A 20,000-nucleotide genomic window follows, 5' to 3' on the forward strand; every position below is an offset into this window, starting at 1 on the left:
GCACCCGCTCGCGACATCGTCCGGAAACCTAGAGGCTCCCCTCCATTTCCCCCTGCCATTAGGACAAATCCTCACGTCCCGGCACGCGGAACCGTCTATGATCGTTACATTGTTCAATGACACATTAAATGCTGACTGAATAACCCGTGACGGCGACGCCGGCGGACGGATTCCGGATCAGCGCCCCCTTGGAGACGCATCATGGCCGACCACTCGCTGCCGGAAGTCCACCTCGACGAGCTGCCGCAATTCCGCGCGGTCCAGCAGCTTGCCTACCGCTGTGTCGAGACCGTCGGCGCGATGCTCTACCCCGGCATCACCGAAAAGGAAGCCGCGCGCCTCCTGACCGAATGGCTGCAGGACAACGGCGTACACGACTGGCTGCACAAGCCGTTCGCGTGGTTCGGCGACCGCACCGCCTTCCAGGGCTTCTCGGGCCTCAAGCACATGGGCGGCTTCAATCTCGCGTTCTTCCCGAGCAACCGGCAGCTCGAAACCGACATGCCGGTGATCCTCGACGTCGCGCCGGTGCTCGACGGCATCGTGGCCGACGTCGGCTACGCGCACTGCCTCGGCCAGAACCCGATCCTCGAGCAGTTGCAGGACGACCTGATGGACCATCGCGACCTGATCGTGCGGCTCGTGAAGGCGCGCCGGCCGATGGCCGAGGTCGCGCAGGAAGTCGACGCGCTGTGCCGCCGCCAGGGCGTCGAGCCGCGCCACAAGGCCTATCCGTTCCAGGTGCTCGCGCATCGCGTCGCGAAGATCCACAAGCTGTCGAAGCCGCGCTTCGTCGCGCGCTTCGGGCTGAACGCGACGCGCAACCTGCTGCTCGACCAGGGGCGCGCGGCGAAACAGCAAGGCTGGTCGCCGCTGTGGTCGATCGACCGCCGCTCCGAGCATGCGCCCGTGCCGGGCCTGTGGGCCGTCGAGCCGCATCTCGGCTTCGCCGGCGTCGGTGCGAAATTCGAAGAGCTGCTCGTGATCACCGAAGACGACGCGTACTGGCTCGACGACGACCTGCCGCACGTGCGCCGCTGGCAGCGCCACCTGGCCGAGCGTGCGCAGGCCGTCGCGACCGTGCCGGCCGCCGCCTGACGCGAACCCGCCTTTCTCCCCACTCCCTGAACGACGGACTTACGATGCAGCCTCTTTCCGACGAAGCGCCGCTGGCCCTGTTCGAATCGGTTCATGGCGAAACGGCGGTCGCCTCCGGCGACCTGACGCTCGCGGTCAGGACCTGGGGCGACCCGGCCCGCTCGCCGGTCGTGCTCGTGCACGGTTATCCCGACGACAGCAGCGTCTGGCAGCACGTCGCGCCGCTGCTTGCGCGCAAGCACTACGTGATCGCGTACGACGTGCGCGGCGCGGGCCTGTCCGGCGTGCCGAAGCGCACGGCCGACTACCACCTCGCGAAGCTGACCGACGATTTCGTCGCGGTGATCGACGCGCTCTGCCCCGGTCGCGCCATACATCTGGTCGCGCACGACTGGGGCTCGATCCAGGGCTGGGAATTCGTCACCGATCCGCGCCTTTCCGGCCGCATCGCGTCATACACGTCGTGCTCGGGGCCGTGCCTCGACCATGTCGGCTTCTGGCTGCGCGAACGCGTGCTGCACCCGACGCCCGCGTCGCTCGCCAAGCTCGGCGGCCAGCTCGTGCGCTCGTGGTACGTGTACCTGTTCCACCTGCCGTTCATCCCGGAGCTCGGCTGGCGGCTGTGGCTTGGCCGCGCGTGGCCGCGCCTGCTGCGCCGGCTCGAGAAAACGCCCGTCGCGCCGCGCCCGACGCAAGCCGACGACGGCGCGCGCGGCGTGCGCCTCTATCGCGCGAACTTCATCCGTTGCCTGTTCGCGCCGCGCGAACGCCATGCGCATGCACCGGTGCAGACGATCGTGCCGCTCGGCGACAAGTACGTGAGCCCCGCGCTGTCCGAGAACCTGTCGCGCTGGGTGCCGCAGTACTACCGCCGTGAGGTCGCGGCCGGCCACTGGCTGCCGCTCGCCGATCCGGCGCGCTTCGCGGATCTGGCCGGGCAACTGATCGACGCGGTCGAATCGGGCAACGAGCCGCCCGCACTCGCGAACGCGCGCCGCCGCGCAACGAGCGGCCGCTTCAGCGGCAAGGTCGCGGTCGTCACCGGCGCGGGCAGCGGCATCGGCCGCTGCGCGGCGCTCGCGTTCGCGCGCGAAGGCGCGACGATCGTCGCGTGCGACATCGATCTCTCGAGCGCCGAACGCACCGCGCTGCTGATCGGGCTGACCGGCGCGCAGGCCCACGCGAAACGCGTCGACGTCGGGTCCGCCGACGAAATGGAAGCGCTGGCGACGTGGGTCGGCGACGAACTCGGCGGCGCCGACGTGGTGATCAACAACGCCGGCATCGGCATGGCCGGCGGCATCCTCGACACGAGCACGCGGCACTGGGAGCGCATCCTGCACGTGAACCTGTGGGGCGTGATCCACGGCTCGCGGCTGTTCGCGCAGCAGATGGCCGCGCGCGGCACCGGCGGGCACATCGTCAACACCGCGTCGGCCGCCGCGTTCGGGCCGTCGCGCGACCTGCCCGCGTATGCGACGACGAAGGCCGCCGTGCTGATGCTCAGCGAATGCATGCGCGCGGAGCTCGCGGAAAAGGGCATCGGCGTGACGGCCGTGTGCCCCGGCTTCGCGGAGACCGGAATCATGGCGTCGACGCAATACGCGGGCGCCAGTGCACAGGACGAAGCGCGGCTGCACAAGCGCGCGACGAAGCTGTACCAGATGCGCGGCCTGAAACCCGAAACCGTCGCGCAGGCGATGGTCGACGGCGTGCTGCGCAACCGTCCCGTCGTCGCCGTCGGCGGCGAGGCGCATGCCATGCGTTTCGTCGGCCGCTTCATGCCGTGGCTCGGCCGGATGATCGCCCGCGTCAGCATGGCATCGCATTGACGGCGCACGACGCCGCACAGGGAGACAAAGATGACCGATACCGCCGACTATCACAAGATCAAGGCCCGGCACGTGAAGTTCGACTTCAGCGACACGCCGGTCACCTGGGTGCCGAACGACCCGGGCAGCACGCACATCATCAACACGCTGAACCTGCTGTTCCCGGAAGGCGAGCTGTGGTTCTGCCGCGTGTACAACAAGGCCTTGCCGCTGATCACCGACGCGCGCCTGCGCGACGAGGCCGAAGGCTTCCTGCGGCAGGAGGCCGTGCACTCGCGTTCGCACGGCGGCGTGCTGAAGCACTACTACGACCGGCACGGGATCGACACGAAGCCGTTCACGCAAAAGCTCAACCGGCTGTTCACGCGCGTGCTCGGCGAACAGCCGCTCGGGCTGAAGATCGGCCACACGCGTTTCTGGCTGCGGCAGCAACTCGCGGTGATCGCGTCGCTCGAGCATTTCTTCGGTTATCTCGGCAACTGGGTGCTCAACGCGCACGGGCTCGACGAGGGGAAAGCCGACCCGACGATGGTCGACCTGCTGCGCTGGCACGGCGCGGAAGAGGTCGAGCACCGCACGGTCGCATTCGACATCTACCGGCACATGGGCGGCACCTATCCGGAGCGCTGCGTGCACATGGCGTTCGTGATCCTGCTGCTGCTCTACTACATCACGACGGGCGCGAAATTCATGTACCGGCGCGACCCGGACGCCGGCCGCTACCCGGGTTTCGTGCTCGCGTGGTGGCAAGGCTCGCGGCGCGGGCACCTGCCGTCGTTCTGGAAGGTGATCGGCGCGGCGCTGCGCTATTTCAAGCCCGGCTATACGCCGCATCACGAAGGCTCGACCGAACAGGCGCTCGCCTACCTCGCCCGCTCGCCGGCCGCACAGGCGGCCGCGCACGGCGGCAACTGGGGCACGACGAAGGGCGCCTGACCGGGTTTCTTGCCGGCTCCACGGGCGGCGCCCGCCGAAATGCGTACAATCGCGGCTTCAATTTCCCGGAGGTGCCGCGATGGCCATGAAGAAAACCGATCTCGAAAAGAACAAGGCGCTCAAGCTGACGCACGCGATGAAGCAGTCGAGCTCCGCGCGTTTCGGCAAGGGTGCCGAAGAAGCCGTCAAGCTCGACCGCCGCGCGCAGCGCAAGCTCGACCAGGAACAGGGCCTCGTGCCGTTCGCATGCAAGCTCAACGCCGAACTCGTCGAACAGCTGAAGGTGCGCGCGGCCACGCACCCGGAAGGGATGACGGGCCTGCTGTCCGAGCTGCTCGTGAACGGCCTCGCGCAACGCGACGCGTAACCGTCACGCATCTCGAAATTTCCGTTGACATTGATGCGCTGCCACGACACACTCGTTCGCATGCTTATGCTCAAGCTCGCCGCCATCGCGCATGAAAACCGAGTGAACGCCCATCCGTGGCGATCACTGGAGGCGCTTGTGCGTTAGCATCGAGATTCAGTTGCGCATGTCACAAGGCCTCGCCGGAAACGGATGGGGCCTTTTTGTTTTGGTGCGCGTCATCCCGCCCGGCTCAACGGATGGAGATGACGATGGACCAAGCAAGCCGGCTGGTTGTCTGCCCCGATCGGTGCCGCACCGATGCGATCGCGTTGCCGCGGGTCGTGATCCAGTTCACGGTCGCGCCGCGCAAGACGCTGGCGTGGCGCGCGCAAAACGATGCCGAGATTCGCGTGCACGACGCGACGCTGTGGGTCACGCGGCTGGGCAGCGTCGACGATTACTGGATATGAACCGGCGACGTGCTGCGCGTGCGGCGCGGCGATCGCATCTGGATGAGCACCGACGACACCCGTCCGGCCGAGGCATCGATCACGACCGCGTACGCGACGGGACACAGTGCATGGCTCGCGCGTGCGCTTGTACGAATGCGCAGCCTGTTGCGCGAACGATGTCGAAGTCGCTCATGACGAACGCGTCGCGACGCATGCGATCCGGGTGCGCGGCCACTCGCGCGCAGTCGCCGACGCATCCCCTGCACTATCTCGAAAATTGTCGTTGACAACGCCGTTCCACGAAGACAAACTCGTTCGCATGCCTACGTACACGCTCGTCTCCGCCTCGATTCATCGATCGATGAACATTCGAAAGAATGGTTCACGGGAGGCGCTTGTGCGTTAGCAATCGGGCAGTACCGCATGTCACACAAGGCCTCGCCGGAAACGGATGAGGCCTTTTTGTTCTGGTGCGCGTCATCCATCCGGCTCAATCACTGGAGAAGACGATGGACCAGGCAAGCCCGCTGTTTGACCGTCCCGATCGGCGCCACGCCGGCACGATCGCGTTACCGACTGTCGTGATCCGTTTCGCGGTCGCGCCGCGCACGACGATGACCTGGCGCGCGCCGCGGGACGCGGAGCTCCGCACGCATGGCGCGGCGCTGTGGGTCACGCGCCCGCCGAGCGTCGACGATTGCTGGGTGCAGCCCGGCGACGTGCTGCGCATCGCACGCGGCGAACGCATCTGGCTCGGCACCGTTGCCGACCGGCCGGCCGAAGCGACGCTCACGACCGCGTACGTGCGTCGCGGCGAGCGCTTCAGGCGCACGCTCGCGCAAGTGCAACGTTTGCTCTTCGGGATAGCGGGAAGGAGTGGATGAGCGACGTGCCGTCAGGCATGCGAGACGCGGAACGGCCGCGACCGAAAACGGACGCACCCGCGGCATGAGGCGCCGCGGGTGCGCATCGAATGACGCGACACGCCGGTGCGTGCCGCGAGCGATCGCGCGCCGCGATGCAGCTGGTGCATCAGGTGCTGGCGGCGAGACGCGGGCCCGTGCTGCGGGGAGTGGAATCGAGGTCGGGGCGTTGCGCTGCCTGCGAGGTCACCCACGGATCGATGCCCTGCTTCTGCACCTCCTCGAGGAATGACACACGTGTGCGCCAGTAATCCGCTTGTAATTTCGCGTCGATGACGCGCTGTTCGGCAGCGAACAGTTCCATGCGCGCCGTCACGAGCATCGACGCAGCGGTTTTTTCCGGCGTGGGGGCGTGTCGCATCGCCCAACGGCTGATCCAGTTCAACATGCTGACCTCCGTGATTACGGACGAACCCGCATCGGGCAATCGCAATCGGCCGTGCCTGCCCGAACGCGCAACGGCCTTGACCGCACTTCACCGCCCGGCCTGCACGGACTGCGACTCCCCCGCGTCGGCAATTACCGGCCGGCGTGTGCATGCGCGGTGTATCTATCCTAGAAAGACTTGCCGGTTTATGCGATGGGGTCTTGCAATCTTTTACACAGAAACCACAGTCGCCCCCGCATCACGACATGACAGTTGCGGGCGGGACGGCTTCGGCGCACGATAGCCCGATATCGGCAACCGCCTGGACTGAAGAATGGCGGCTGCACGCCGCTGCCGGGCCTCTGCACCGGCCGCGCACGTGCTGCCTGCCCCACGTTCGTGCAGCATGCGGGCGCTCCGTTTCAGCCGGATGTCATCCCGCACCCGCCACGCGCGCCACACCGCGCGCCGCTTTGTGCGTCCGCTTGCACGTCCGGTTTGCACTCGCTTCGCACGTTGTTGCGCACGCATCGGCCGGCTCCGTTCGCTTGCCTCGCCTCCTTGCCTTGCTCCCGTTTCCGCCATTTCTTCCGGTTCGTTCCACCCGAACCGGTAAAATGCGCGCCTTCGCCGCGCGGCCGGGCTGCCAGACCGTTCGCGCGCCGGCAGCCGACCGATCTTGCGATCGTGCCCCCAACTATATCGTCCGAGCTATCCGCGCTATTACAATCCGCCGATAGCCGGGCAATAGTGGCTGGTTACATTAAGCCCGCCGTCCGCTGCCCGTACAACAATTCGGCACAACAAGCAACACGACAACCCGACCGGAGAAACGCCTTCATGGAATCCATCAAGCGGTATTTCGGCTTCGCTGAAGCCGGCACCGACTTCCGCACCGAAATACTCGCGGGCGTCACCACGTTCCTGACGATGGCCTACATCATCTTCGTCAACCCCGCGATCCTCGGCGACGCCGGCATGCCGAAGGAATCCGTGTTCGTCGCGACCTGCCTCGTCGCGGCGCTGGCATCGATCATCATGGGGCTGTACGCGAACTACCCGATCGCATGCGCGCCCGGCATGGGCCTGAACGCGTATTTCGCGTACACGGTCGTCAAGGGGATGGGCTTCACGTGGCAGGCCGCGCTGGGCGCGGTGTTCATCTCCGGCTGCCTGTTCCTGCTCGTCACGCTGTTCCGCGTGCGCGAAGCGATCGTCAACGGCATTCCGAAATCGCTGCGGATCTCGATCACCGCGGGTATCGGCCTGTTCCTCGGCATCATCTCGCTGAAGACCTCGGGCGTGATCGTCGGCAACCCGGCCACGCTCGTCACGCTCGGCGACCTGCACAAGCCCACGACGATCCTCGCGATCATCGGCTTCTTCACGATCGTCACGCTCGACCACCTGCGCGTGCGCGGCGCGATCCTGATCGGCATCATCGGCGTGACGATCCTGTCGTTCTTCTTCGGCGGCAACCAGTTCCACGGCGTGTTCTCCGCGCCGCCGTCGATCGATGCGACGCTGTTCAAGCTCGACATCGGCGCCGCGCTGTCGACCGGCATCATCAACGTGATCCTCGTGTTCTTCCTCGTCGAGCTGTTCGATGCGACCGGCACGCTGATGGGCGTCGCGAACCGCGCGGGCCTGCTCGTCGAAGGCAAGATGAACCGCCTGAACAAGGCGCTGCTCGCCGACAGCACGGCGATCGTCGCGGGCTCGGTGCTCGGCACGTCGTCGACCACCGCGTATATCGAAAGCGCATCGGGCGTGCAGGCCGGCGGCCGCACGGGCGTGACGGCCATCACCGTCGCGGTGCTGTTCCTCGCGTGCCTGTTCATCGCGCCGCTCGCCGGCGTCGTGCCGGCGTATGCGACGGCACCGGCACTGCTGTACGTGTCGTGCCTGATGCTGCGCGAGATGGTCGAGGTGCCGTGGGACGATGCAACGGAAGCCGTGCCGGCCGCGCTCACCGCGCTGCTGATGCCGTTCACGTACTCGATCGCGAACGGCGTCGCGTTCGGCTTCATCGCTTACGGCGGCCTCAAGCTGCTGACGGGCCAGGCCCGCTCGGTCAAGCCGATCGTGTGGATCATCGCGGCCGTGTTCCTGTTCCGCTTCTTCTATCTCGGCAGCGAGTGACGGTCGCGCTTCGGCGCGATGCACGACGAACGAACGCCACCTTCGGGTGGCGTTTTCGTTGGGCGGGTCGCGCGGGCCCGCCCGCGCGCATCACGGCGTCGCGACGCCCTTGAGTTCCTCGTCGTACAGCCGCTGCGCCAGCGGCGGATCCAGCGCCTTGACGCGGCGGTACAACTGCATCGCGTCATCGATCCGCCCGGTGCGGCGATAGGCGACCGCCAGGTTGGCGATCACGTGAGCGTCGTCGGGATACGCGCGGTTCATGCCCTCGAAGATCCCGACCGCCGCATCGGGCCGGTTGCTGCGAATCGCCGCGATACCCGTTGCCTCGAGCGCCAGCCGGTTCGCCGGATCGAGTTTCAACGCCTGATTCGAATGATTTTCTCTGCGATCCTGACGAAACGATACGCCGGGTCGTGCCGGCACACTAGCAGCCGGCCGGGCGCGGCAGCAATCCGGTGCGGCCCGCATACGAAAATGCCGCCCGGGCCCGCCGAACGGCATCGCATGAAAGGCAACGTCTTCGCGTGCGCGGCGTTCAGCGACGCGCGCAGCAAGACGGGCGTCGTGTCGTCAGCGCCAGTTGGCCTCGTAGAAGCGGACGTAACCGCTGCGCAGCGTCACGCATTGCGCGCGCGTCTCCGACAGCAGGCGCCGTGCAGCCGCCTCGATACGGTCGCGGTGCTGGTCGAATGCACCGACCATGTCCTCGAAGCGCGGCGAAGCCGCACCGAAGTGGTCTTCCAGCGCCTCGGCGGTGATCTGACATTGAACGCGCTCGCCATTCACCAACGCCGTGAACGCAAGCATCAGGTCGCGCCCCGAATACTCGGGCTTCTCGTTCGTGAAATGGATTTGCATGGGACCCGCCTCGACCGGTAGAAAACGAATGACCGCGTCCGTCGTCCGCCACCGGCCGGACGAAATGTACGCGGGCTCGCCGGCGGGGCACGGCCCGCGGGTAATGGCGCGGGTAATGCATGCCGGTTGCTTTCCACTTTAGACGGTTTCGCGCGGGAGACAAAATTTACGGCGTGCGTCGTTCCGACGCGCATTTCATCTGATCAGCGCGGCATCCGGCACCGTTTCGGAAACCGGCGTCAGTGAGGGTCGTTGGGCCAGACGTTGAGCGCGATTGCGGCCGTCGTGGCGCCGACCGCAATCGCGGCCGCCCCGTATCGCACCGCATCGGTCAGATCGAACAGCAGCCCGTGGATCGCCACGGCAATGCCGCCCAGCATGATGAATGTGGCGATGGCCGCCAGCACGACTCTCAGTTCCGTCCGAACCATGATGCGTCTCCCGAACGGATGCATGTCACGTCGCATGCATGTTGCAATGCGGAACACGGCGCGTGCGTGCTCCGTTTCAATCATTGCAGGCGGGCATTTAAAAGCAAGTGGATTTTATACGCGGTCGCACATCGCACGCGGCGCTTGTATGATGATGTGTGCCCGGATGGCCGGCGTTCGCGCGTCGATGGTGCGCCGCACGCGCAGGCGGGAACCGGTAGAGGAATCCGGCGAGCACGTGTGTGCCGGATCGGCCGGATTCGAGGAGCGTGGGGCTCGGGTGGCGCTGGAGTGGTAACCCGGGTCGACCGTGAAGCAGGGGCTCGAGTGCTAACTTGGGTCGACTGCGAAGCATGGGGTCCGAGTAAGCGCTAAAAAGCCAACTCGGGCTGACCGCGAAGCATGGGACCAGAGTAAGCGCTAAAAAGCCAACTCGGGCCGACCGCAAAGCATGGGACCAGAGTAAACGCTAAAGCGCCAACTCTGGCCGACCGCGAAGCATGGGACCCGAGTAAGCGCTAAAGCGCTAACTCGGGTCGACAGGAGACAAGTCATGCCGCAACCTTTCGTGCTGCCCGCCGCCGCGGGTCGCACCGACCTGCTCGCGCAGGCGCATGCGCGTTCGACCGCGGTCGGCCTGCGCGCGCACGAACGTCCCGATTTCTCGCCGCTGTCGCGCATCGCGCTGCGCGAACTGCTCGACACGAATCACGCGCTGTTCTCGCACGCCCGCCCGGTCATGGAGAACCTCCACGCGCAAATCGCCGACACGCAAAGCCTCGTGCTGCTGACCGACGCGGACGGCGTCATCCTGCACAGCATCGGCGACGCGGACTTCATCGAAAAAGCCAACCGCGTCGCGCTGTGCACGGGCGTTTCGTGGGCGGAAGGCGCACGCGGCACCAACGCGATCGGTACTGCACTCGCATCGGGCCAGGCCGTCGCCGTGCACGGCGACGAACACTTCCTGCGCGCCAACCACATCCTCACCTGCTCATGCGCGCCGATCTTCGACCCGTTCGGCCGCACGCTCGGCACGCTCGACGTCAGCGGCGATCCGCGCGGCTCGAGCCCGCACACGCTCGCGCTCGTGCGGATGTCCGCGCAATTGATCGAGAACCACCTGTTCGCGAACCAGTGCGCGGAAGCCCTGCGGCTGCGCTTTCATGCGCACGAGGAATGCGTCGATTCGCTGTTCGCCGGGCTCGTCGCCTTCGGCCCCGACGGCGGACTGATCGCCGCGAACCGCAGCGCACAATTCCAGCTCGGCGCGTCGTTCGACGCACTGCAACATCAGGCCAGCGACGCGCTGTTCGGCATGCGCTTCAGCCAGCTCGCGCAGCAGGCGGCACGCGCACCCGGTGCGATGTTCCGCCTCACGCTGTCGACCGGCGTACGCGTGCTGGCGCGCTGCGAATTCGCGGAAGCGCACAAGACCGCCGTCGCCGTCACGCCGCCCGCACCCGCCGCGCGCGTGCGCACAGCGGACCCCGATGCGATCACGTTCGCGACGCTCGACACGGGCGACGCACGCATGGCAGCCGTGCTCGAACGCGTTGCGAAGATCCGCGGGCGCGACCTGCCGCTGTTGATCCTCGGCCAGACCGGCACCGGCAAGGAATGGCTCGCCCGCGCACTGCACCAGGCATCGCCTCGCGCGGACGGCCCGTTCGTCGCGGTCAACTGCGCGGCGCTGCCCGATTCGCTGATCGAGGCCGAGCTGTTCGGCTATGAGGACGGCGCGTTCACCGGCGCGCGCAAGCGCGGCAGCCCCGGCAAGATCGTGCAGGCCGATGGCGGCACGCTGTTTCTCGACGAAATCGGTGACATGCCGCTCGCGCAGCAGGTCCGGCTGATGCGCGTGCTGCAGGAACGCGCGGTGATGCCGCTCGGCGGCGCGCGCGCGGTGCCCGTCGACGTGCGCGTGGTCTGCGCGACCCATCGCGACCTGCGCGCGATGATCGCGGAAGGCACGTTCCGCGAAGACCTGTTCTACCGGATCAACGGGCTCGCGGTCACGCTGCCGGCGCTCGCCGCACGCACGGACCTGCCCGCGCTCGTCGAGCGGATTCTCGCGCGGCTCGCACGCAGCGAACCGATGCCGCGCCGCATCGCGGCCGACGTGCTCGACGCGTTCACGCGCCACCGCTGGCCCGGCAACCTGCGCCAGATGACCAACGTGCTGCGCACGGCCGGCATGCTGGCCGAGGACGAAGACGAAATCACGCTCACCCATTTGCCCGACGATTTCTGGCTCGACTGCGACGACGCACCGGCGGCGCCGTCATCCTCGGCACCGGCCGCATCGGCCGGCCCGCATGAAGGCACGACGCTGCAACACCATCAGGCCGCGGTGATCGATGCCGTGCTGGCACGGCATGGCGGCAACGTGTCGGCGGCCGCGCGCGAGCTCGGCCTCGCCCGCAATACCGTGTACCGGCATCTGCGCCGGCATTGACGCCGGCCGCCGGCCCGTTCGGGTATGCTTGGCGCGTTGCCGCAGAATCGCCGCCCGCCTTCGCCATGACCCATCCGGAACACCTTCCCCTCGTGCGCATCGAGCCGCTCGGCGCGACCTTCGATGCGCCCGATTCGCTCACGCTGCTCGAAGCCGCCGCGTTCGCGCGCGTGTCGCTGCCGCGTTCGTGCCGCAACGGCACATGCCGAAGCTGCCTTTGCCGGATCGTCAGCGGCAGCGTACGCTACACGATCGAATGGCCGGGGCTGAGCCGCGAGGAAAAGGCCGACGGCTATACGCTGCCGTGCGTGGCCGTCGCGACGTCGGACCTCGTGCTCGACGTGCCCGACGCGGTCATGCTCGACTAGACGCGGCCCGCGGTCGCGCGTGCCGTCCGGCAAAGGTTGATCCTGTGTGGAGAACGTCATGACCCAGCAAACCGATCGCATCGAAAAACAGGCCCTGCTCAACGCATCGCCCGACCGCGTGTGGGAAGCCGTCAGCAATTCCGGCGAATTCGGCCAGTGGTTCGGCGTCTCGTTCGACGGGCCGTTCGCGGCCGGGCAGCCGCTGTTCGGCCGCATCACGCCGACCCGCGTCGACGACGACGTCGCCAAGGCGCAAGAGCCCTATGCGGGCACTGTGTTCGAAATCGTCGTCGATCGCGTCGAGCCGAAGCAACTGTTCTCCTTTCGCTGGCATCCGTTCGCGATCGACCCGAATCTCGATTACACATCCGAACCGATGACGCTCGTCACGTTCGCGCTCGCGGCGCAGGCCGGCGGCACGCTGCTCACGGTCACCGAAACGGGCTTCGATCAGTTGATCGAAACGCGCCGCGCGAAGGCGCGCGAGATGAACGATCAGGGCTGGGCCGCGCAGATGACCCTGATCGCGAAATACCTGGCCAGGCACGCGTAGCGCGCTGCAACGCCGCACCGCCGTGTCGACATGCGACTCGACGTGCGTGGCATAATCCGCTCCATCGTCGCCCCTACGCCGCCGCGCATCGCATGCTGAGTCGTCGTCTCCGGAAGATCGGCAGTCTGATCGGGATGCTCGCCATCCTGATGACGGCGCTCGCACCGACGATCTCGCAGGCCCTGACGACGCAGCAGCGCGTCGATACGCTGCTGGCCGGCTACTGCACGGCCGCGCCGGCCACCGGCGAGCACTCCGCCGATGCGTCGCGAAAGAGCCTGCAGGCCCACCTCCAGGCATGCGGCTATTGCAGCCTGCTCGCCCATACGCCCGCCCTGCCCGCGCCCGAACTGACGTTCGCGGCCAACGTGCACGTCATTCAGCATCGCGAAGCGACCCGCTTCGAAAGCCTGCGCCGCGCGCTGCCGCTCACGGCCGCACAACCGCGCGCCCCTCCGTTCACGTCCTGATTCGTCGTCAACGCCCGTGATGCCGTAGCGCATCGCGCGGCTCGCGCACGCCGCCGGCGTGCGCGACGTGTCACGTTTCGAAGGACGATCATGACTCACCGTGTTGCGCGCGGCGTCGTACCGCGCGTGCGGCCGCTTGCTGCCGGTGCGTACCGTCGCGCCGGCATTCGCCTGCGGGCAAGCGCCCGGCCGCGCACGTTCGCACCGGCGTCGGCCGCCATCGGTGCTGCTGCGATGGTGCGCGTGCATCCGTCCGTCGAATCCGTGTTGCTTCATCCGATTCGCCACTCGCACACTCAACCATGAAAACCGCCACTTTCACTCGCGGCACGCTCGCCGCACTCGGCTTCGTCGCCATCCAGGCCGCCCACGCACACGCACTTCCGAAGACGCAGGAACCGGCCGCCGGCGCCACGCTCTCAACCGCGCCGCATGCGGTCTCGATCGGTTTCAGCGAGGCGCTCGAGCCCGCTTTCAGCTCGATCGCCGTGACCGACAGCCACGGGCAGTCGGTCGCCGATGGGAAATCGTCCGTCGACGCCGGCAACCGGAAACGCATGCACGTCGCGCTGGCCAGCCTGACCGCCGGCACGTACACGGTCGCGTGGATCGCGGTGGCCAGCGATGGCCATCGCACACAAGGCCACTACGCGTTCACGCTGAAATGACGTTCGCGATGCGCATCGGCGTTTCGTGCCGAGCGCGTCGCCGCCGATAGCCGCCGCATCCACCCATCAGGAGAACCAACCATGAAACGCCCGATTCCGACCGGCCTGCTGTTCGCACTGCTCGCGCTGCAGGCTCCCGCCACGTTCGCCGCGCCGGCCGTACAGGCAGAAAACTGCTGGATCCGTGCGATGCCGGCGACCGTGCCGTCGTCCGGCTACTTCACGCTGAAGAACGACGGCGACGCGCCCGTCACGCTGACGGGCCTCGACACGCCCGCATACGGAATGGCGATGCTGCATGAAACGCAAACGAACGGCAGCACCGCGAAGATGGTTCACGTCGACGCCGTCGAAGTGCCCGCGCACGGCACGGTGACCTTCAAGCCGAAGAGCTATCACGTGATGCTGGAGCAGCCGCGCCAGGCCGTCGCGCCCGGCGCGAAGGTGCCGTTCCGGCTGCGTTTCGCGGACGGTTCGACGGTATCCGTGACCTGCGACGCCAAGGCGCCGACCTACGCCGGCCAGTAACGCCGCCCGCCCCCGATCGAAGGAGACGCACATGAAACACCGCCTGCCGCTGGCCGACCTGATCGTCCGCTACCGGACGCCGCTGAACGTCGCCGTGCTGATCGTCTGCGGGATATGGGCCGGATGGATCGCGTGGATGACGCGGCCTGCCGCGATCGATACGCCACCGTCGATCCCCGCGTACTGCATGCGCGACGCGCGCTGACGCGCCGAGACGGCACAGTTCCGGGCAAGCCCGGGCCATATATTGGCGTGGCATCATCGCGCCATCCCGCCCGCCGGAACCGCCTCTCGGAGCGCCGCATGTCCTTTCAGACCTGGATGCTGTTTGCCGCAGCCTATCTCGCCACGACGCTGTCGCCGGGCCCCAACGTGCTGCTCGTCATCCGCAACACGGTGCGCTACGGCACGCACGGCACGGCCGCGACGATCGCGGGCAATCTCGTCGCGCAGGGCGTGGTCGTGGTGCTCGTCGCACTCGGCGTCGGCGCGGTGCTCGCCGCGATGCCGCCGCTGTTCGTCGCGATGAAGGTGGCCGGCGCCGCGTACCTGATGGTCCTGGGCGTCAGGCAACTGCGCGGCGATCGCAAGGCCGGCGCGTCGACCGGCGCGGCGGAGCTCGCCGCGCCCGACCGCGGGAAGCTGTTCCGCGAAGCGCTGTTCGTGTCGGGCAGCAACCCGAAGACGATGATCTTCCTGTCGGCGTTCATGCCGCAGTTCATCGTGCACGACCGCCCGCTCGCGCTGCAGTTCGTCGTGATGTACGCGACGATCGCATGCACCGTCGTGATCGTTCACAGCATCTATTCGGCCGGCGTGCGCCGGTTCCATCACGGCTTCGGCATGAGCCGCGCGGTGCTTGCGCTCAAGCGCGCCAGCGGGCTGCTGTTCGTCGGGCTCGGGATCAAGCTGCTGACTGCGCGGCAGGCGTAAGCGCTCGTATTGCCGAGACCGAACTTGCCGTGCCGTCCCGTCAGCGTGTTTGCGCAGCCAGCGCGGCGGTGATCTCCACGAACGACGGCCGCGCGTCGACATCCTCGTTCAAACAGGCTGCCGCCAGTGCGTCGAGCGTGGGCCGGCCGGCCCACGCCTGCTGCCCGCATCGATCGAGCAACTCGCCGAGCAGGTAACCGAACGCGCGCACCTCGAGCCGTTCGAACCGCGCACCACGCATGCGGTCGCTCACGTCGTAGAACGACGCCGCGCCGAAATCGCCGAGCAACGCGCCACCGGCGCCGTCGTGCAGGATGTTGTGCGCATACAGGTCGCCGTGCATGATGCCGCGTTCGTGCAGATGGCCCGCGACCGACGCGATGCCGTGCGCGATCCGCAGCGCCGCGGCAGGCTCGAATCCCGTGCTGTCGGCATACACGTCGCGCGTGCAGGTCGCGAAGCTCGGCGGCCCCGCGAGATTCGTCAGCGCGGGATCGACGAGTTCCATCACGAGACCGTGCGTGCCGTCCGGGTGCCCGCGCACCTTGCCGATCACCGGGATCATGTTCGGGTGGCGGCCGGCATGCAGGCATGCGGCCATTTCGCAATCGGGCAGGCCGTCGCTCGTCACCGCGCCCTTGAACAGCTTGACGGCGACCGCGCGCGGCGCACGGTTATCCGCCGTCCATTGCGCGCGGTAAATCACGCCCGATGCGCCTTCACCGAGCTTCTGCCCGCATGCGAGCGATGCCCAATCGACGTCCGCGACATCCGGCTCCGCCGACGCCGCGGCTTCCGGTGCCGCACCGAACGGATTGCCGGCGGCAGCAAGCCACGCGAGCCGCGGCATCCGCAGCAGCCAGTCCGGCAGTTCGTCCAGGTGATTCGCCGACAGGCGCACCAGTTCGAGCGCGCGGCAGGCGGCCAGCCCGGCCGGCAGCGTGCGCAGCCGGTTGCCGGCAAGCATCAGCTTTTGCAAGCGCGAGCAATCGCCGATATCGGCGGGCAACTCGTCGATTGCGTTGTCGGTGAGGATCAGCCAGCGCAATGCGCGCGGCAGCGATCCACGCGGCACGGTTTGAATCCGGTTCGCCTTGAAGCCGATCATGTCGAGCTGTTCGCACGCGCCGAGCACGCCGGGGAACGCGGTGAAGCGGTTGCCGGACGCGAACAGGATGCGCAGGCGATGCAGGCGCGGCAGGTCGTCCGGCAGCGCGGTGAGCGCATTGCCGGTCAGGTCGAGCACTTCGAGCGTGTCGGCGAGATCGAAAATCTCGCGCGGAAAGGCCGTCAACCCGCATGCGAGCTTGAGTTGCCGTGCGCCGGCCAGTTGCCCGGCCTGCAGTTGTTCGAGGGTATGTGTCACGCGGAGAAAACGGGTTGCGGTTGCGGCGGCCATCGGGTCGATCGCCCGAATTCTACCGGGATCGCTTTCGCGCATCCGCCCATCGTGTCACACCCTCTTCACAAACGCGAAATGTGACGCTACAATTGCGCCCCTTGCAGTGCAATGCAGTGCCGACGTGGTGAAATTGGTAGACACGCTATCTTGAGGGGGTAGTGGCGAAAGCTGTGCGAGTTCGAGTCTCGCCGTCGGCACCAGATGCGGTTTAACCGCGCTTCGAGTTCAGCAGTCCCCGCCTTGCGTCGGTTCCGACGATCCAGCCGCCTCGCAACGAGGTTTTCGTCGTGGTTCCTTCCTCATCACCCGCCTGACGCGGCATGTGCCAATTGCCGGCCGACAAGACCTGTCGGAGCATGGCCCACATCGATAACCGCACGCTCCCCTTTCCAGCTTGAAGTCCATTCGATCGGACACTGTCGGGAACGCTGTGCGTCGCTCTTTACTGACGGCGCAGCCCCTCTCCGCGATCCGAGAGAAGCAAATGACCGATGTCCGGTCGACTTCAATGCGGCATTCCCTTGTGCCCGGATCACGGGCACAAGCCACGTTGGTCGATACGACCACGACGTTCAATGCGCACACGGCCATTTTTGGCCGTTCGATCATGCGCGTGACTTTTGACTGCGCCGCAGGGACAGCAAACTTACCGGATGCTCGAAATCAGCGCGCACCCGCACGTAGCGTGGTGCCCCTGTCGGGCGACCCATATGCCGCGATCGGTTATTTTGGCATCGCCTTCCAGAATCACGTTCGGATTCACGTCAGGATGCCGGGGACACTTCACGAGGTCGCCCTTGCGCGCCACACGCCGTCCGCCGTAGCGCATGGTCTCCGAAGCGGTAATGACCTCGCCCCCGTGGTCAGTGGTGTCGCCGAGTCGAATCAGATCAATCATGGAGTTTCCCTCATTCGGCAACCTGTCGACTGCCGCAACAGGATCAACGAGATATTCACGCGTCAGGGCAAGTTGAAGACCTGACTGCAAGGCAGCTTTGCTCCGCTATCGATCGTCAGATTGAAGTACGGTTTGCGATCGAGATGCTTTTCGTCCGCATCGGGATCGGGGATATTTCGAAATCGCTCGAAAACGAGCGTCTTGCCGTTCCGCAACCGTATCGACATGAACTTCATCGATTGATCGAATGCCGGCGTTCCCCATGACGAATCAATCGGCTTCCCCTCGCCAGCGGAGAGGTAGACCGACAGGGTATTGCCCCACTCCTGGCGGGGCACCACCTTCATCTGATCGGCATCCGCCTGAGGCACGCCAACATTGACGGAAAGTTTCTTCCCTCCCTTTGCCGTGCAAACGAACTCCTGATTGCCGCCGAACCGCTGCTGAAACGCGACGAACGGATCGGCGTTGCCTTGATCGGCCAGAACTGTCGCCCCCCAGCAAGAAAGCACTGCGCCAGAAATCAAAAACCAGGCATTCCATTTCATTTGATCCAGACTCCCGTTACCTTTCTACCCTTTCCGATCAACGTGGGTTTCTCGCCCTTGCGCATCACCCTGCTATTCGGACTGATGTAATCACTCGCGAAAAGCGGTCCGGGCAGTACGACCTCGGCGTGACCATGAGTCGATCCATCGGTCGTACCGTAGACGATCACGGCACCCTCGGGGGCATCATAGGGGCTGGCGATGCGATAGGACGGGTCGGAAAGAATGTTTTTGAATCCAGCCTTTTCAAGATCGATTCCGGCATCTTTGGCTTCGACCTGTGGCGGGTACGAATCGACCATGCCGGAAGCCATGAGCGCGATTTTCACATACTTCCAGCACTCCATCGTCGACACACCGGGCGCTTTGGCGACACTGTAGATCGGCTGCCCCAACTTCGCCTTCTTGACCGCGGCAGGCCCGCTGAAATTCGCCTTTCGCTTACCGTACTTGGCGTCCCTGCGCAAAATCTCGAACATCTTCTGCTTGGGGTCGCCGTCCGGCGGCGCATCATCGGACGCGTGCGCCACGGCAACAGGATGACCATTGTCGTTGCGGGTCACTTTCGCTTGATGCGTGGCCGGAGAAGACGCATCCGCCTGCTCGGCCGACGAAGCAGGCGTTGAAGATGCCGCCGTTGGAGAGGACGTTGCTCCCGGCGGCACGGGTGCCGACGATGTTGCCGCTGGAGAGGGCGCTGCCGCCGGCGACACCGGCGTCGAAGATGCCGCCGCTGAAGAGCGCGCGGCTCCCGACGCCGCACCATTCGACGGCAGCTTGATTTGCTGCCCCGGCTTGATCAAATTGCCGTCCAGCCCTGGATTGACTCGCCGGAGCTCGGCAACGCTCGTCCCGTGCTGGTGCGCAATTTTCCATAGCGAATCGCCGCTCTTGACCGTATACGCGCCCAGCTTGCTATTCCGTCGGTGATCCCCCGGCGCCCCGGGATGCGAATTTGTCCGGGCTTCGACTTTGCTATGCGGACTCGTCAGCGTCAACGTGGCAAACGAGCCGGAAAGCGAACCCGTCCATGCCCGCTCGAGATTCGTCTCCACCTCCCTCACCCAGACCTCCAGCGTCTGTGTGAACGGAATGTTCTTGACGGGCTGACTGATTTTTCCGGACGCGTCGCTATGGCCTTCCTGCAGTACTTTCCCTCCAGACTTCACCTGGTAGTGCACGCCGGAAACGGGCTGTTTTTTCTTGTTGACGAACTGAACGCCCAGTGCACCCGAGCAGCAGCCGAGATCGTAGTCGCCGAACTTGTCGATGTAGTCTGAAACCGTAGTGCCGTTCGCATCCGAAGGATCGTCGGCTCCATTCGATTCAAGGAATTTCATCACGCCGGGATGCTTGGCTGTTCCGAAACCCTTGAGGTGAGCCGCGCCGACAATACCGGAGTGCGTGATCGTTATGCCGGCAATGACCTTGCCCTCATATTGATCCGCACCTTGCTGACGAGCTCTCGAACAAAGCAACCGGACCCATGACACAGCCGCCACGTCCTGTTCATCGGGAGAGTTCCTGAAATCCTCCAGACTGTGGATTCCATCCTTTCCGGTCCAGGTTCCTTTCCATTGATACTGGAACTTCGTATGGTGGTTCGGCAATTTGATGATGGGAGACGTACCGTCCGACACGTAATAACCCAGATCGCTCAACGCGGACTCGCCAAACTGATATTTACCGACGTATCCGTACTTGTTGATGACCTGATAGTTCCCGCCACCCTCGCTCTGAAAGAGTGCGCCCAGGAATTCCTTGATTCCGCCCTTGCTCATGG

22 protein-coding genes, 1 tRNA gene and 1 pseudogene are annotated in these 20,000 nt (G+C 66.0%); 16 read left to right on the top strand and 8 right to left on the bottom strand.

Translation table 11 applies throughout. The annotated features are described in order from the left end of the window. Positions 1–201: 201 nt before the first annotated feature. From ACTJLD_RS13100 to ACTJLD_RS13125, 6 genes and pseudogenes are all read left to right on the top strand, one after another. Positions 202–1,098, top strand: coding sequence for a M24 family metallopeptidase (locus ACTJLD_RS13100; RefSeq protein ID WP_440658960.1), 897 nt, complete (start codon positions 202–204; stop codon positions 1,096–1,098). 44 nt (positions 1,099–1,142) lie between these two features. Continuing rightward, entirely contained in the window at positions 1,143–2,930 is a 1,788-nt protein-coding gene (locus ACTJLD_RS13105; protein ID WP_440658962.1) for an SDR family oxidoreductase, read from the top strand. 30 nt (positions 2,931–2,960) lie between these two features. Further along, positions 2,961–3,866 (top strand): metal-dependent hydrolase, encoded by a 906-nt coding sequence (locus ACTJLD_RS13110; protein ID WP_027789624.1) that lies wholly within the window; start codon positions 2,961–2,963, stop codon positions 3,864–3,866. Positions 3,867–3,945: 79 nt separating this feature from the next. After that, positions 3,946–4,233 carry a hypothetical protein gene (locus tag ACTJLD_RS13115; RefSeq protein ID WP_060349946.1) on the top strand — a complete coding sequence of 96 codons (288 nt, stop codon included), beginning with the start codon at positions 3,946–3,948 and terminating at the stop codon, positions 4,231–4,233. A 251-nt stretch (positions 4,234–4,484) separates the two neighbouring features. Beyond that, positions 4,485–4,862 (top strand): annotated as a pseudogene (locus ACTJLD_RS13120) (DUF2917 domain-containing protein). Positions 4,863–5,176: 314 nt separating this feature from the next. Beyond that, entirely contained in the window at positions 5,177–5,551 is a 375-nt protein-coding gene (locus ACTJLD_RS13125; RefSeq protein ID WP_027789627.1) for a DUF2917 domain-containing protein, read from the top strand. Positions 5,552–5,699: 148 nt separating this feature from the next. Here the strand turns inward: ACTJLD_RS13125 and ACTJLD_RS13130 are convergent, their stop codons facing one another. After that, entirely contained in the window at positions 5,700–5,978 is a 279-nt protein-coding gene (locus ACTJLD_RS13130; protein ID WP_006480752.1) for a hypothetical protein, read from the bottom strand. A gap of 819 nt (positions 5,979–6,797) precedes the next feature. Between ACTJLD_RS13130 and ACTJLD_RS13135 the strand changes: the two genes are divergently transcribed. Further along, complete coding sequence (locus tag ACTJLD_RS13135; protein ID WP_021163282.1) at positions 6,798–8,099, top strand: NCS2 family permease; 1,302 nt, start codon at positions 6,798–6,800, stop codon at positions 8,097–8,099. Positions 8,100–8,189: 90 nt separating this feature from the next. On the opposite strand, the gene ACTJLD_RS13140 is transcribed toward ACTJLD_RS13135, so the two are convergent. From ACTJLD_RS13140 to ACTJLD_RS13150, 3 genes are all read right to left on the bottom strand, one after another. After that, complete coding sequence (locus tag ACTJLD_RS13140; protein ID WP_334045871.1) at positions 8,190–8,462, bottom strand: tetratricopeptide repeat protein; 273 nt, start codon at positions 8,460–8,462, stop codon at positions 8,190–8,192. A 210-nt stretch (positions 8,463–8,672) separates the two neighbouring features. Next, a complete protein-coding gene (locus ACTJLD_RS13145) occupies positions 8,673–8,960 on the bottom strand; it encodes a DUF1488 domain-containing protein (RefSeq protein ID WP_011354308.1) in 288 nt (95 codons plus the stop codon). A gap of 239 nt (positions 8,961–9,199) precedes the next feature. Further along, positions 9,200–9,391: a DUF2964 family protein gene (locus tag ACTJLD_RS13150; protein ID WP_011354307.1), complete on the bottom strand. Its 192-nt coding sequence runs from the start codon at positions 9,389–9,391 to the stop codon at positions 9,200–9,202. Between the two features lie 553 nt (positions 9,392–9,944). Between ACTJLD_RS13150 and ACTJLD_RS13155 the strand changes: the two genes are divergently transcribed. The 8 genes from ACTJLD_RS13155 (at position 9,945) to ACTJLD_RS13190 (ending at position 15,369) form a co-directional block, all read left to right on the top strand. Then, a complete protein-coding gene (locus ACTJLD_RS13155; RefSeq protein WP_174392605.1) occupies positions 9,945–11,849 on the top strand; it encodes a sigma-54-dependent Fis family transcriptional regulator in 1,905 nt (634 codons plus the stop codon). Between the two features lie 65 nt (positions 11,850–11,914). Beyond that, positions 11,915–12,217 carry a 2Fe-2S iron-sulfur cluster-binding protein gene (locus ACTJLD_RS13160; protein ID WP_042977775.1) on the top strand — a complete coding sequence of 101 codons (303 nt, stop codon included), beginning with the start codon at positions 11,915–11,917 and terminating at the stop codon, positions 12,215–12,217. A gap of 58 nt (positions 12,218–12,275) precedes the next feature. Continuing rightward, complete coding sequence (locus tag ACTJLD_RS13165) at positions 12,276–12,770, top strand: SRPBCC family protein (protein ID WP_440658965.1); 495 nt, start codon at positions 12,276–12,278, stop codon at positions 12,768–12,770. A gap of 92 nt (positions 12,771–12,862) precedes the next feature. Then, positions 12,863–13,240, top strand: coding sequence for a DUF2946 domain-containing protein (locus tag ACTJLD_RS13170; protein WP_060312688.1), 378 nt, complete (start codon positions 12,863–12,865; stop codon positions 13,238–13,240). A gap of 302 nt (positions 13,241–13,542) precedes the next feature. Continuing rightward, a complete protein-coding gene (locus tag ACTJLD_RS13175) occupies positions 13,543–13,908 on the top strand; it encodes a copper resistance CopC family protein (RefSeq protein ID WP_124533120.1) in 366 nt (121 codons plus the stop codon). 81 nt (positions 13,909–13,989) lie between these two features. After that, entirely contained in the window at positions 13,990–14,436 is a 447-nt protein-coding gene (locus ACTJLD_RS13180; protein WP_059485187.1) for a copper chaperone PCu(A)C, read from the top strand. A gap of 31 nt (positions 14,437–14,467) precedes the next feature. Beyond that, complete coding sequence (locus ACTJLD_RS13185; RefSeq protein WP_021163271.1) at positions 14,468–14,641, top strand: hypothetical protein; 174 nt, start codon at positions 14,468–14,470, stop codon at positions 14,639–14,641. A 98-nt stretch (positions 14,642–14,739) separates the two neighbouring features. Further along, the gene (locus ACTJLD_RS13190; protein ID WP_440658968.1) at positions 14,740–15,369 is read left to right on the top strand and encodes a LysE family translocator; all 630 of its coding nucleotides are present in this window, start codon (positions 14,740–14,742) and stop codon (positions 15,367–15,369) included. 40 nt (positions 15,370–15,409) lie between these two features. Here the strand turns inward: ACTJLD_RS13190 and ACTJLD_RS13195 are convergent, their stop codons facing one another. Continuing rightward, positions 15,410–16,735: a leucine-rich repeat-containing protein kinase family protein gene (locus tag ACTJLD_RS13195; protein ID WP_440658969.1), complete on the bottom strand. Its 1,326-nt coding sequence runs from the start codon at positions 16,733–16,735 to the stop codon at positions 15,410–15,412. 151 nt (positions 16,736–16,886) lie between these two features. Between ACTJLD_RS13195 and ACTJLD_RS13200 the strand changes: the two genes are divergently transcribed. Then, positions 16,887–16,971, top strand: a tRNA-Leu gene (locus ACTJLD_RS13200). Between the two features lie 446 nt (positions 16,972–17,417). Here the strand turns inward: ACTJLD_RS13200 and ACTJLD_RS13205 are convergent. From ACTJLD_RS13205 to ACTJLD_RS13215, 3 genes are all read right to left on the bottom strand, one after another. Beyond that, a complete protein-coding gene (locus ACTJLD_RS13205; protein ID WP_060312694.1) occupies positions 17,418–17,669 on the bottom strand; it encodes a PAAR domain-containing protein in 252 nt (83 codons plus the stop codon). Positions 17,670–17,731: 62 nt separating this feature from the next. Then, positions 17,732–18,217: a hypothetical protein gene (locus tag ACTJLD_RS13210; protein WP_060312695.1), complete on the bottom strand. Its 486-nt coding sequence runs from the start codon at positions 18,215–18,217 to the stop codon at positions 17,732–17,734. After that, positions 18,214–19,998 carry a LysM peptidoglycan-binding domain-containing protein gene (locus tag ACTJLD_RS13215; RefSeq protein ID WP_060349953.1) on the bottom strand — a complete coding sequence of 595 codons (1,785 nt, stop codon included), beginning with the start codon at positions 19,996–19,998 and terminating at the stop codon, positions 18,214–18,216. Before ACTJLD_RS13215 ends, ACTJLD_RS13210 begins: the two co-directional genes overlap by 4 nt. Between the last annotated feature and the right edge of the window lie 2 nt (positions 19,999–20,000).

Origin of the sequence: Burkholderia sp. 22088, assembly GCF_052045915.1 — a bacterium.
Classification (GTDB): domain Bacteria; phylum Pseudomonadota; class Gammaproteobacteria; order Burkholderiales; family Burkholderiaceae; genus Burkholderia; species Burkholderia cepacia.